The 12360-nt window shown below is 72.0% G+C and carries 11 protein-coding genes and 1 pseudogene; 1 reads left to right on the forward strand and 11 read right to left on the reverse strand.

Annotation, left to right across the window (positions count from 1 at the left end; genetic code table 11):
- Positions 1-3 precede the first annotated feature (3 nt).
- The 7 genes from ACIA73_RS24250 to ACIA73_RS24280 form a co-directional block, all read right to left on the reverse strand.
- Positions 4-456 carry a Pycsar system effector family protein gene (locus ACIA73_RS24250; RefSeq protein ID WP_399440761.1) on the reverse strand — a complete coding sequence of 151 codons (453 nt, stop codon included), beginning with the start codon at positions 454-456 and terminating at the stop codon, positions 4-6.
- Between the two features lie 293 nt (positions 457-749).
- Complete coding sequence (locus ACIA73_RS24255) at positions 750-2351, reverse strand: hypothetical protein (RefSeq protein ID WP_399440762.1); 1602 nt, start codon at positions 2349-2351, stop codon at positions 750-752.
- A complete protein-coding gene (locus tag ACIA73_RS24260; RefSeq protein ID WP_399440763.1) occupies positions 2348-4768 on the reverse strand; it encodes a hypothetical protein in 2421 nt (806 codons plus the stop codon). The genes ACIA73_RS24255 and ACIA73_RS24260 overlap by 4 nt, the downstream gene beginning before the upstream one ends.
- A complete protein-coding gene (locus ACIA73_RS24265; RefSeq protein ID WP_399440764.1) occupies positions 4765-5796 on the reverse strand; it encodes a hypothetical protein in 1032 nt (343 codons plus the stop codon). Before ACIA73_RS24265 ends, ACIA73_RS24260 begins: the two co-directional genes overlap by 4 nt.
- Before the next feature lie 68 nt (positions 5797-5864).
- Positions 5865-6608: a Crp/Fnr family transcriptional regulator gene (locus ACIA73_RS24270; protein ID WP_399440765.1), complete on the reverse strand. Its 744-nt coding sequence runs from the start codon at positions 6606-6608 to the stop codon at positions 5865-5867.
- A gap of 284 nt (positions 6609-6892) precedes the next feature.
- Positions 6893-7792 carry a homocysteine S-methyltransferase gene (mmuM, locus tag ACIA73_RS24275; RefSeq protein ID WP_399440766.1) on the reverse strand — a complete coding sequence of 300 codons (900 nt, stop codon included), beginning with the start codon at positions 7790-7792 and terminating at the stop codon, positions 6893-6895.
- 46 nt (positions 7793-7838) lie between these two features.
- A complete protein-coding gene (locus ACIA73_RS24280; RefSeq protein ID WP_399440767.1) occupies positions 7839-8762 on the reverse strand; it encodes an LLM class F420-dependent oxidoreductase in 924 nt (307 codons plus the stop codon).
- Between the two features lie 246 nt (positions 8763-9008).
- Between ACIA73_RS24280 and ACIA73_RS24285 the strand changes: the two are divergent.
- Positions 9009-9206: pseudogene (locus ACIA73_RS24285) on the forward strand (hypothetical protein); the annotation flags it as partial.
- A gap of 113 nt (positions 9207-9319) precedes the next feature.
- Here ACIA73_RS24285 and ACIA73_RS24290 read toward each other — a convergent pair.
- From ACIA73_RS24290 to ACIA73_RS24305, 4 genes are all read right to left on the reverse strand, one after another.
- Positions 9320-9853: a DUF6099 family protein gene (locus ACIA73_RS24290; RefSeq protein WP_399440768.1), complete on the reverse strand. Its 534-nt coding sequence runs from the start codon at positions 9851-9853 to the stop codon at positions 9320-9322.
- Between the two features lie 286 nt (positions 9854-10139).
- Positions 10140-10454, reverse strand: coding sequence for a nucleotide pyrophosphohydrolase (locus tag ACIA73_RS24295; protein WP_399440853.1), 315 nt, complete (start codon positions 10452-10454; stop codon positions 10140-10142).
- A 119-nt stretch (positions 10455-10573) separates the two neighbouring features.
- Entirely contained in the window at positions 10574-11803 is a 1230-nt protein-coding gene (locus ACIA73_RS24300) for an AAA family ATPase (RefSeq protein WP_399440769.1), read from the reverse strand.
- Positions 11804-11858: 55 nt separating this feature from the next.
- On the reverse strand, positions 11859-12242 hold the full coding sequence (locus tag ACIA73_RS24305; protein WP_399440770.1) for a cell division protein SepF: 384 nt from the start codon (positions 12240-12242) through the stop codon (positions 11859-11861).
- Positions 12243-12360: the final 118 nt, after the last annotated feature.

Raw genomic sequence — 12360 nt, forward strand, 5'->3', positions numbered from 1 at the left:
TCGTCACCACACCTGGCCGATTGCGGAAAGCACCACGCCGAGGGTCAGACAGCAGACCCCCGCGCGCAGCCAGCGGTACTTGGCGGTGAGCACCGCACCCAGCGCACTCGCCTGCTCAAGCAGCCGGCGCACGATGTCCGTGCCGGACTCGGCCAGCCGCCCGTGCAGCACCTCGGGCGGGGTGCCCTCGGTGAGGGCGCGCAAAAATGTCGCGTCGGCACCGATCCGGGTGCGCGGCAGCACCACCCCGATGAGCATCAACAGGCCTGCCAGCCAGAGGAGTCCACCCGTCACCACCAGTCCCAGCGCGAACCCCGAGGGGGCCTGCGCCCCGTCCCTCGCCCACACCACGGCCAGAAAGGCCAGCCCGCCGGACAGCAGGATCGCCGCCTTGGCGTCGGCCCGCCCGATGTCCTCCCGTACGGAATCCAGCAGCCGCTCGGCGAGGTAGCGCACATCGGGGCTCCGGGGGTCGGCAGCAGGCGCGGGGCCGGGCCGGGAAGGCCCGGATGCGGGGGCGGCCGGTGGGGCGCTCGGCAGTGCGAGATCTGGGGGAAGGAAGTTGGACGGTACGGGGCTCGGGGGCGCGGGTGCGGCCCCGGGCGCGGGGGCTGCGGGCGCGGGGGTTGCGGTCCCGCGCGCAGGCGTTCCCGGCCCGGCCCCAGGATCAGGCGTTCCCGGCGCGCTCGCAGGTGCCCCGGGCTGCGGCTCGGGATCCGTGGTCGGGGCGCGGTGCGGGTCAGTGGTGGTCATTCGTCGTCCCAGTCGTCGAAGTCCGCACTTGGGCGCGAGGTCCGTTGACCGCTGGTCCGCCGGGGCTGCCCGTCATGGGTCCAACCCCCTTGTGCCGAACGGTGGTTGGGGCCGAAGTCGTCCGGGTCCCGCCAGTCGTCCGGCTCCCGGTCCGGCTCCTGGCCCTGTACGGCGTCGCGATCGCGGTCCCGGCCGCGGTCCCACTCACGTCCTGGCTCCCGCTCCCACTCACGTTCCCGCTCCCAGTCACGTTCCCGGCCACGTTCCCGGCCACGTTCCCGCTCCCGGTCCGCCCAGGACTCCACCACCGTTCCCTCGTAGACCCGCCCCCCGGGCTCCCCCACTCCCTCGGTCTCCTCCCCCCAGTACGGATCGACGGGCTCGCCCCGTTCCCGCCGTACGCCACCGCCACCGCCACCGCCGCGCTCAAGTTCCCGGCCATGGTCACCATCACGTCCCGAGCGCCCGTTCCGGTTCCCCTCCAGCGCCTCGCGCACCCCGCGCCCCCCGCCCCGCCCGGCGGTCAGCATCGAGTCCCCGACCCCGCCGACCACTCCTCCCGACTGCTCCCGCAGGTACTGGATCACCTCGTACATGTGGTCGCCGATGTCGTGCCGCTCCAGGTTCCCGGTGTCCAGCAGCTTGTGGAACAGGCCGATGAAGTCCTGCTGACCTGCCCTCTTCTCCTCCTGGATGCGCTTGCGGATCTCCCACTGGATGTCCGGGTTGGTGGCCATGTAGTAGGCGATCTCGCTCTCCTCGCCCCTGCTCAGGACCTGCTGGAGGGCCGCCGCCTCCTCCTGGACCGCCCGGCGCTTGCGCTCGGCCCTGCGCCTGACCGCCTCGTCCCTGCGGACCTCGTTGGCCATGTCGATGTCCACGATGTCCTTCTCCTGGACATGCTTCTTGACCTCTTCGCTGAGGTCGATGAAGACATGGACCCGGGTGGAGAGCCCGAGATCCCGGCCGAGGTCGATACGCCCTGCCTCCACCTCCGCCCGGAACGCGTCGTCCGCACGGTGCGACTCGGTGAGCCGGAAGCGGCGCGACACGTTCCGCAGTCCGGCGAGGAGATCGTCGCGCAGCAGTTCGCCGACGTCCCGCACGTTCTGGGCGACCACCGCGCGCGGGTCGACGACCCTCCAGTGCACCCGTGCGGTCGCGTCGAAGAACGCGGCATCGCCCGCGGCCGGAAGCCGCAGGGCGAAGGAGGTCACATAGGTGCCCAGGCGCACCTCGACGATGCTGTACGGGGAGCCGACCCACGGTTTGCGGACGTCCTCGCGGTGGTCGGGCCACAGGATGCTGTACCCGCCGTTCTTGTACAGCATCACGGCCGCCACCTGGCTGCTGTGCCGCACGTACGGGGGCGCGTACTCGCCGACCACCGGGCCCGCGGCTTCCTGTTCCTGTTCCTGGCCCGACTCGGGTCGCCCGTAGGGCTGTTGATGCTCGACGCGCGGCTGCTTCGCGGGCTGCGGGGCCCGCTTGCGCTGCTGTTCCTGCTGCTGTGGGGCCCGCTTGCGCTGCGGGTCCTGCTGCTGCCCGGCCCGCGCCCGCGGCTGTTCGCGCGGCTCCTGGGGCTCCCGGTCCGTCATCGTTCGGCTCCCTCTCCCACGGCGCGCCACATCCGTCCTGCCGCCGCCTTGTCCAGTGCCTCACCGGGATCGTTGACCAGCCGGTCCAGCAGGTGCCGCAGCCGGTCGCGGTCCCGGCGGTCGACTGCGAGCAGCGACAGGAATCCGCAGAGCGGCCCCATCTGCTCCTCGTCCGCCGCCGCTCTGCGCAGCCAGCCGCCCAGTGCGTCCAGCGCGGCGTCGCCCGAGCGTGCGGTGACCAGTGCGTGCCGCACCAGGTCCGCGAGTCTGCGGCGGAGTGCGGGCCGGGTCACCAGCAGTGCCGCGATCAGCGGTTTCGAGCCGTGGCGTGCCATCTGCTCGTCCTCGTGGAGTCCCCAGAGGTACGTCGCCCTGGTGCCCAGCGCCCCGATCACCGCGAGCAGTACCAGGTTGGCCAGGTCCCGGCGCTCCTCGCGCAGCCAGCCGCCGAGCCGTGCCACGACGGTTTCGGGGTCGGTCCCGGCCAGCAGTCTGGTGACGCTGAAGGCGGCGGTGGCGAGTTCGTCGAGGTCGGCGTCCTCGCGGCGTACCACCTTGGCGAGTTCGTCGAGGGAGGCGCCGACGGAGCCGGCCGCCATGCCGTATCCGTGGGTCAGCAGGGCGGTGGTGCGCAGGGCCTCGTCGCCGCTCTTCGCCCAGGTCTTGAGCGTGGCGCGGGCGGCCGGGCACACGGTGCTCTCCCGGGAGGCCTCGGCGAGTGCGGTCGCGGCGGCCATCCGCAGGGTCGGGCTGTCGGTTCCGGCCATGGGGCCGAGCAGTTCCCCCGCCCCGTACACCCAGTCCCAGGAACACAGCACCCCGGCGGCGACGGACGCCCGCACCCACACCTGCGGGCGCGGGTCGTCGCACAGTGCGCGCAGCCACCGCGTGAGGGGTCCGCGTACGTTGTGGTAGCCGTGCCACACCTCTTGGAGTACGGCGGTGGCCAGGCCGCGCCCCTGGAAACGGACGGCGCGCATCGGCACCTTGGCGTCGCCCAGATCGAACTCGCCGTCCTCCACGACGGCCCTTGCCTGCACCGGCCGGTCCTGGTCGTGCACCGCGAACAGCCTCCGCCCCAGGGCCTGTTCGGGGTCCAGGGTCATCGCCAGCTCCCAGGCGAGCTGCTCGCCCGCCTCGGCGGTGAGGCTGTACGAGGATCCGTTGAACACGGCGACCGCGATCCGGAACGCGGCGGCGTCCAGTGCGGGCAGCGCGGCCGGGAGCGCCCCGGGCCGGTCGGCGCCGGCGAACCACACGCGCGCCTGTTCACGTACGAACACCCCGCATCCGGCCAGGAGTTGGAGGTTGGTCAGCTCCTCCGCCTGACGTAACGCCAGCTGTGCGGCGAGGCCCGCGGCTTCGTGCGGGCGGAGTTCGTCCAGGCCGAGCGCGTCCTTGAGCGCCGCCGTCTCGAAGAGGCCACGTGCCCGGTCGAGGGCGCCTTCGGGTGCTTCCTTGAGGAGCACGCGCAGATGGCGGTGGAGCACCTTTTCGGTGCGCGGTGGCCGGCACGGCTGCCCGTATCTGCCGCGCAGGAACTGTCCGGCCAGCTCCCCGCCACCGGCCAGCACCACGGCGTACGCCCGACGCTCGGCAAGGATTCCGCTGAGCCGGTCGAGGTGGAGTTCGGTGGGGCGGCCGGGTCCGCGCGCGTAGGCCGCCCGGGACTCGCGGCGGTCGACGTCGCGTTCGTGCAGGGGCTGTTGGTGTGCCTCGTCGGCGGGGAGTTCCAGGAGGTACCCGGACTCCTGCTCGATCTCCGAGGCTTCGACGCAGTGCAGTGGATTGCCGGGGTCGAGGCGGTGCACGCGGTCCCGGGCGAGTTCGGAGAGCAGGGCGAGGGCGGTCGCGGTGCGGCCGCTGCCGGGTTCGCCGCACAGGACGAGCAGGCGGCGCTCGCGCAGCAGGTCCTTCATCCGCTGATATCCGGCCGCCTCGCAGTAGACGTCCGCGAGGCGGTCCAGCTCCTCCTTGGGCACGGGGCCTGCGACCAGGGCGCCGCCGGTGCCGTTCGTGCCGCTGATGCCGCCGGCGCCGTGCCACGGGCCGAGCTGGTTGATGAAGGTGTTGCCCTGGAAGACCTGGCTGTCGCCGCCGATGTCGTAGCGGTCCCGTGCGGCACCTGGCGCGGCGAAGTTCTGCAACGCGGCGTGGACGGTGGCGGAACCCCCGGTACCACCACCGTCGAGCGGGCCTCGGCCCACCTGGTCGAAGGGGCTCGGCTCGGGTCTGGGCTCCTCACCCTCACCGCCTCCGCCGCCCGGTCCGGCAGCGGCCCCCTGCCCCTTCCCCTCGGGCTGCCCCTTGCCGTCCGCCCCCTGGCCGGCGTCCGCGCCGCCCCGCCCCGCCCCTTGCCCGGCCTCGCCGCCACCGGCCGCAGGCTCCGCACCGGCCCCCTCGTCCACGTCGCTCATGCGTCACCCTCGCTGCGGCCGCGGCGGCGGTCCGCACCGGCGTCCCGGCCCGGCGTCGCGGACCACGAGTCGTCCCTTGGAGTCCCGCGCTCGGCGGTGAGGGCCCCCCGGCCCGGGACGGTGTCCCCCGGCGCCGGCCTCCCCTCCTTCTCCTTGCGGAAGCCCGTGAATCCGCCGTGGATCGTGCTGCCGCTGACGCTCAGATTGTCGCCGCGGACATGGAACTCCTGCGCGGGGAGACTCGGTTGGGGTGCCGTCGGGTCCGCGCCGGGCGATGGTGAGCCGTCCCCCTCCAACGGCCCACCATCGCGTCCGGGTTCCGCGGCCGGATTCACCGCGGTCGGATTCCCGGGTGCGGACACCGCCTCCCCGGGCGGTTTCGCGAGGCCCGGGACATGGAACCAGGCGGCCTCATCGGTCTCCTTGGAACGGACCCGGCCACTGCGGTACTGCCGGGGCTCGATGTGCCGCCCGCCCTCGGCGACCACCTCGGTGTACAGCCAGTCGGAGACCACGATCATCAGGTCGGATCCGGGCGCCGCCCTCATGACCCGTTTAGCGGTGTCGCTGTCGCACAGCCGGCAGGTCAGGTCGACGGCCCGCCCCACCAGCCCCCTGGAGTCGTCGTACACCGGCCCCATGTGCATGCCGACCCGCACCCGTAACCGCTCCGACCTGCCGTGGTTCTGTTCCCGCAGGTTCTCGTAGAAGGTGCTCAGCCAGCGGCCGACCATGAGCGACGGCGGTACGTCGGCGGGCAGTGCGGCCAGGATTCCGTCGCCCCGGTCCTCCATGTGGAGCTTGCCGGGTGCCACCCCGACCGCCGCGAACGCCTCCCCGAAGGCGGCGTACATCGCCACCCGCATCCGCTTCTTGGTCTCCAGGCCCATCGCCCCGGACCCGCAGGCGTCAGCGAAGACCACGAGCCGGTTGACCGCTCCGGAGTACGTCGCCCGAGGGGCCGCCTGTGACGCCGTCGCCCCCGGACGGCCGTCCCCCGGCTCCGCCGCGCCTGCCGCTCCGTACATCAATGCCTCCCGTGCCGTTGTCCGCCGGAATCACTCTCGTACCGTCCGCCACTGCGCGATGTAGCCGTTTACACATCCCGGGGAGATTTCCCGCCGGGGCCACCGGGGCCGGTCCGTCCTGGCGGGCCGGCCCGGCCCTGCGCCAGCAGGACCAGCAGTTCCATGTCGGTGACGGTGACCCGCCGGTTCCCGGTGTGGACAACGTCCTGCTCGCGCAGCAGCCGCAACGCCTTGGCGACCGCCTCCCTGGTCGCCCCGACCGCGGAAGCCAAGTCGTGCTGCGGCAGCGGCAGTTCGACCACCACGGCACCCTTCTCCCCCGCGCGCCCGGCCCGCTCGGCGAGTTCGAGGAGGCGTACCGCCAGCCGGCGCAGCACCGTCTCGGAAGCGAGCGAGCGGCGCTCGCTGTCGGCGCTGCGCAGCCGCGCACTGAACTGCCGCATGATCATCGCGGTGGCGTGCGGGCGCGCGGAGAGAAAGTGCCGGAACCGCTCCCCGCTGATCGAGGTCGCCTCGACCGGCCCGAGTGCGGTCACCGTCGCGCTGCGCGGCCCCTGATCGACAGCCGCGAGATCCCCTATCACCTCACCCGCCCCGCGTAACGCGAGGATCAGGCGGGCGCCGCGCTCGGTGGACACGGAGACCACGGACCACCCGGCGCGCACCGCGAGGACGAAGGTGCCGGTGTCCCGCTCCTGGAGCATCACCTGCCCCGGCTCGTACGCCCGCGGAGCGCCGAGCGCGAGCAGGGTGTCCCGGTCCTGGCGCGAGAGCGCGTCGAGAAAGGGGCGCCCCTGCCCGAACAGACTCATCGCTCGCCCCCGATGGCGCCTCGGACGCGACGTGTTGACGATGCGTCAAGCAGAGTGAACAGGAACACTAGGCACTGGCCCCACCCGAGTCAAGAACGATCAACTCCCCTCCCCTGTCACAGGAGTTACGCCGCGCCCCGCTGTGCTGCCGCCCGTTTGAGGGGCTGCGGCACAGCGGGGCGCCGGAGGGGAGTCGCACCCTTCTCTGTCCCGGCCGCCGCCTCCATCGCTCACCGGCGCGGCTTGCGGTCACCCCGCCGTCTCATGGCGCCAGCGGCCTCAGGTCAGCCCACGCTCCGCGCCAGCCCCTGGATCTGCTGCGGCCCGACCCGGCAGCAGCCGCCGACCAGCCGCGCCCCGCCCGCCTGCCAGTCCCGCACCCGCCCCACGTCGAAGGTCCCGTGCCCGGTCCACCCCCGCCCCTTCGCGTCCCACTCCTCACCACTGTTCGGGTACACCACGACCGGCTTCCCGGTGACCTCCGCCGCGATCTGCACCGCCCGCTCCACATCCCCGGGCTCGCAGCAGTTCACCCCGACCGCGATCACCTGGTCATTGCCGGCCGCCACCGCGAACGCCTCCGCCAACGGCTGGCCGGCCCGGGTGGTCTCCCCGGCGATGCTGTACGTCAGCCAGACCGGCACCCCGCTGCCCTCCACCGCCCGCAGCAGCGCCTCCGCCTCGTCGGCGTCCGGCACCGTTTCCAGGGCCAGCACATCGGGCGCCGCCGCGGCCAACGCCTCCACCCTCGGCCGGTGGAACCGCTCCAGCTCCCCCACCGAAAGCCCGTACCGCCCCCGGTACTCGCTCCCGTCCGCGAGCATCGCCCCGTACGGCCCCACCGAGGCCGCCACCCACACCGGCCGCTCCGCCGACCTGCTCGCGGCACGGGCCAGTTCCACGCTCCGGGCGAGCAGCCCGGTCGCCTCGGCACGCCTCACGCCCCGCTGCGCGAATCCCTCGAAGGTGGCCTGGTAGCTGGAGGTGATCAGCACCTGGGCGCCCGCCCGCACATACGCCGTGTGCGCCGCCTCGATCTGCCCCGGATCGTCGGCGAGCAGCCGCGCCGACCAGAGGGCGTCGGACAGGTCGCAGCCCTGCGACTCCAGTTGGTTGGAGAGACCGCCGTCGAGGACAACGGTCCTCCCGGCGAGCACGGCGGCGAGCGGGCGGGTGGGCTCCACAGGTGACTCCAGCTCCACAGGTGACTCCAGGACGACTGGGCTCAACTCAGCCCAGCTGGGACAACACCTGTGAGGAGATCAGATCCAGGTGGTCGAGGTCGTCCAGGTCCAGCATCTGGAGATACACCCGTGCCGAGCCGATCGCCCCGAATTCTCCGAGCCGGTCCACCACTTCGGCGGGCGATCCCGCCAGCCCGTTCGCCTTGAGTTCGTCCACCTCCCGCCCGATGGCCGCCGCCCTGCGGGCGACCTCCGCGTCGTCCTTGCCCACACAGGCCACCAGTGCGTTGGAGTACACCAGGTCGCCCGGCTTCCGTCCGGCCCGCTCGGCCGCCGCCCGCACCCGCCCGAACTGGCGGGCCGTGTCGTCCAGCGAGGCGAACGGGATGTTGAACTCGTCCGCGTACTGTGCGGCCAGCCGCGGGGTGCGCACCGCTCCGTGCCCGCCGACCAGCACCGGCACCTTGGACTGTGCGGGCTTGGGCAGGGCCGGCGAGTCGGTCAGCTGGTAGTAGGTGCCGTCATAGCTGAAGGTCTTGCCCGCCCCGGTTTCCCACAGACCGGTGACGATGGCCAGTTGCTCCTCCAGCCTGCCGAACTTCTCCTTGGGGAAGGGAATCCCGTACGCCTTGTGCTCCTCCTCGAACCACCCGGCGCCCAGGCCCAGTTCGACCCGCCCGCCGGACATCTGGTCGACCTGTGCGACCTGGATGGCCAGCACTCCGGGGAGCCGGAACGTGCCCGCGGTCATCAGGGTGCCGAGCCGGATCCGCTTGGTCTCCCGGGCAAGTCCAGCCAGGGTGATCCAGGCGTCGGTCGGTCCGGGAAGCCCGTCGGCGGAGCCCATCCGCAGGTAGTGGTCCGACCGGAAGAAAGCGTCAAAACCGAGGTCCTCGGTGGCTTTCGCGACGGTCAGCAGCTTGTCGTAGCTCGCCCCTTGCTGGGGCTCGGTGAAGATTCGAAGATCCATACCTCCATCCTGCACCTTCGAACTGCCGTCAACCCCGTCCGCCTCATCTGTCCCCCATCTGCTCTGTCGGGTGAATATCCGTCACCGTGGGGGTCCTCGCACGGCGGTGTCAGTGACCGGTGCCCGGAGCACTCGTTTGCTCGGACGGAGCCGGACAGCCCGGCCCGCGTGCCGACGAGCGCTGTCGGGGCGTTGATGGCAACACCGCCCTCCCCCAAGGGAAGGGCCTGGGCCGAGGAGGCCGCCATGTCCCAGGAAGCCGTGCCCGAACGGGCCGCGTCCGCGAATCCGGTACCGCAGTCCGTACCGGGCCAGCAGGCCGCCCCAAAGGGCCTGTTGCAGCAGATGGAGGAACTGATGGCGGCGCTGACCGCCGATCTCTCGCAGCTCGACGCCGATCTGCAGACCACGGGTGACCGCCCGCCATCCGCGGCCGGCACCAGCACTGCCGGGAGCGCCGGCACCTCCGGGAGTTCTCGCGAGAGCCACCGCACCGGCCACTCGGACGGCCGCCACGGCAGCGACCGCGACCGGTCCCGCTGACCGGCACAGGGTCATCAAGGCCCCGCCGCCGAGTCATGGGCGGCGCCCTGCAACCTGCTGCGCTCCCACACCGTGAGCCGGCGGAGCAGTCCGCGCACCCGGTCGTTCGACTCGTCGGCGGCGTCGATCGCCTCGATGGTCTGCCAGTAGAACCCGTCCTCGTCGGTGGCGCAGGCCGCCCCCACGAGTGCGATCCCCACCTCTCCCAGCAGCCCGCCCAGATTCACCAACGTCTCCCGCGCGTCCGCGACTTCGGTGAGCCGCACCGCCCGCGGGCCGAGGTCGGGGGGCTGCCCGGCCAGTAACCCCGCAACCTCCGGATCGCCCGACCGCAACGCCGGCCAGTCGATCGCACCACTTCCCCTGCCACCGGCCTCACAGAGCCCGTGCGCCTCCCCTCTGAGCTCCGGCGGACCCTTCATCGCCAGCAGCCCTCCGATCGCCTGGGTCAGCGCCTGCGCCTGCCACGCCTCCGTCAGGATTTCCCGTGACGTCTGGCTCTGAGCCAGTGCGTGTCTGCTGACCCGGATGAGTCTCACCGCGTCCATCAGCCACCCCCGTTGCCGTCCCGCTCGCTCCGTATCCCACTGCCTGTCCACTACCCAGAGTGAGGGCAAAGGGTCAGGAAAACCAGTGCTATGCGGAAATCTGTGGATACAAAGGCGGTTGTGGATATCGCCATCACTCCGAAGAGTGACGAAACCGTATCCTCAACCCGCGTGGCGCCCTCCCGCCCCAGCTTCCGTTTCCACCGTCGTCCGGGTGAGCACCGGGTGAGCCCCGGGCGGTCTCCGGGTCGGCCCGGAGCCCGCCCGGGGCCGACCCCGGATGCATTCAGGCCCCGGGCACCGGAAACCGCCGCTCGTTGCGCTCGATCTTCGCGGCCAGCGCGGACAGCGGGTCGATGCCGAGCACTTCGCAGAACTGCAGCAGATACGCCAGTACATCGGCGACCTCGTCCGCCACCCGGTGCGCGGACTCCGGCTCCTCCATCACGCGTGCGGACTGCTCGGGCGTCAACCACTGGAAGATCTCTACCAGTTCGGATGCCTCGACACTGAGGGCCGCCGCCAGATTCTTCGGCGTGTGGTACTGCTCCCAGTTCCGTGCGGCGGCGAAGGCGGCCAACCGCTCTTGCAGCGCCGCCACATCGGTCCCGTCCCTGCGTGCACCGCCTGCACCACCGGGACCACCAGCACTGCCCCCACCCTCCGCACCCGCACTCACGCCCGCACCCGCCACACCCGTCACCGCCGCCGAATCGTCCGTCACGCCCCCAGGTCTACCACCGTCACCCCCTCCACCCCGCGCACGCAGGAACCGTCCCCGACCGTCCCCACCAGCCGGATGTGCCCCCGGGCGCACATCCGGCCCGCCAGCTCCGCGAGGGCCCGGGCCTGCCGTCGGTCCAGCCCCTGGTCGAAGCCGTCGGCCAGCACGGTGAGAATCCGGTGGGCGTCGGGGACGCCGACCTCCTGCTCCACGTCCAGCACCCGAGGCCCGGTCAGCAGCACCAGCGCGTGCGCCAGATACCTCAGCTCGCCGTCGCCGAGGCGTCCGAGGGGGGTCGTACCCCGTGCGCCCCGGCCGAGCAGGGCTCGTACCGTACCGTCCGCCAGCTCCTCCGTGGCAAGGGCCTCGACCGGTCCGGTGCAGCCCTCGCGGGCGGCGGCGACCAGTGCGGCGTACCGGATCGGACACTCACCGGCGGTGCGCCGCAGCACCTCGGCCAGGTTGTCGCACTCCCGTCGCAGCAGGCCCTCCGCCACAGCCACCGGCGCCCGCATCCGGTCCGGCCGGGGGTCGCACACATACACCGATCGCAGCGGGACCAGCAGTTGCTCGGCGGCGGCCAGCACCCGCAGTTCGCCCTCGGTCCGTCCTGACACCCGCAGCGGGAGCAGAGCGGTGGCCAGCCGGTCGTCGGGGAGCGGAACGCGCGTCACCGGCACGGCGCCCGCGGTGAGCCAGGCGGCCTGGACGGAGGGACGGCCGGGATCCCGCAGCAGGCTGGTGAGGAGTTCCTGCCCGTCACACGTCAAACGTTCGGAGACGATCCTGAGTTCCGGCTCGGCCTGGACGGCGAGGTCGAGTTGTACGGCGCCGGCCGGGCCGTCGACGGTGATGCCGATCCGGAATCCGCGCCGGGACTGTCCACCGGCCGCCGTTCGCTCCGGTACGCACCCGGCCGGATCTGCGAATACCTCGCCCAGCGTCTCGCCCGACGCCAGCTTGGCCAGCGCCTCGTACACCCGCAGCACAGTCGACTTTCCACTGCCGCTGGGTCCCGTGAAGAAGGTCGGGGAGCCCAGGACGAACACCGCCCCACGGTGCACACCGAAGGCGGTGAGCCTCAGTTCGGTGACCGTGGGGCGGTGCGGGTTGTTCGGGCGGTTCAGATGGTGCGGGCGGTCGGGGTGATGCGGGCCGGCGGGAGGACGTACGGAAGCGGAGGACGGCACGGTGGCCGGAACCGGGGACGGTGAAGTCGCAGTCATACGGCGGACGCTATGCATCCGGCTCGCTGATGAACCGTTACGCCCCAGAAGCCTCCTACGATTGAGGGACCGCAGCCACGCCCTCGACCTCCATACCGACCGGCGCCAGCAGGAACACATTCCGGTCGACCCGGTGCATGCCGCTGCCGAGACCGAAGACCACCCCGCTGCTGAAGTCCAGAATCCGCTTGGCCACATCGGTCTCGGCGCCGGTCAGGTCGAGAAGAACCGGGATCTGTGCGATCAGGTACTCCGCGACCTCCCGGGCGTCCGAGAAGATCTCCACCCGCAGCACGACCATCCGCCGCCGCTCCGCGGCCTCGTACTCCTGCGGCATCGTGCGGTGATCGGTTCTGGACGGCCATTCGTTGCGGCTGCGCAGCGGTACGACCTGGGCGAGCCCTTCCCACTGCTCGTCGGTGACGTCATACCTGCTCACCGGACCACCCCACCCACGTGCTGTATCTGCATCCGGCAATTCTGACGCCACTCACCCGTACGGCCTACCAGCGACACGGTACGAAGGCGGACGAGCCGCACTTTCTCCGGTCCGTCAG

Origin of the sequence: Streptomyces sp. NPDC051561, from assembly GCF_044454195.1 — a bacterium.
Lineage (GTDB): Bacteria > Actinomycetota > Actinomycetes > Streptomycetales > Streptomycetaceae > Streptomyces.

Coding starts and splice junctions, on each gene's coding strand:
- ACIA73_RS24270 (WP_399440765.1), bottom strand. CDS start 6,608: ATGAGTCTGTTCGGGCAGGGGCGCCCCTTTCTCGACGCGCTCTCGCGC.
- ACIA73_RS24290 (WP_399440768.1), bottom strand. CDS start 9,853: ATGGACGCGGTGAGACTCATCCGGGTCAGCAGACACGCACTGGCTCAG.
- ACIA73_RS24260 (WP_399440763.1), bottom strand. CDS start 4,768: ATGAGCGACGTGGACGAGGGGGCCGGTGCGGAGCCTGCGGCCGGTGGC.
- ACIA73_RS24255 (WP_399440762.1), bottom strand. CDS start 2,351: ATGACGGACCGGGAGCCCCAGGAGCCGCGCGAACAGCCGCGGGCGCGG.
- ACIA73_RS24300 (WP_399440769.1), bottom strand. CDS start 11,803: ATGACTGCGACTTCACCGTCCCCGGTTCCGGCCACCGTGCCGTCCTCC.
- ACIA73_RS24265 (WP_399440764.1), bottom strand. CDS start 5,796: ATGTACGGAGCGGCAGGCGCGGCGGAGCCGGGGGACGGCCGTCCGGGG.
- ACIA73_RS24280 (WP_399440767.1), bottom strand. CDS start 8,762: ATGGATCTTCGAATCTTCACCGAGCCCCAGCAAGGGGCGAGCTACGAC.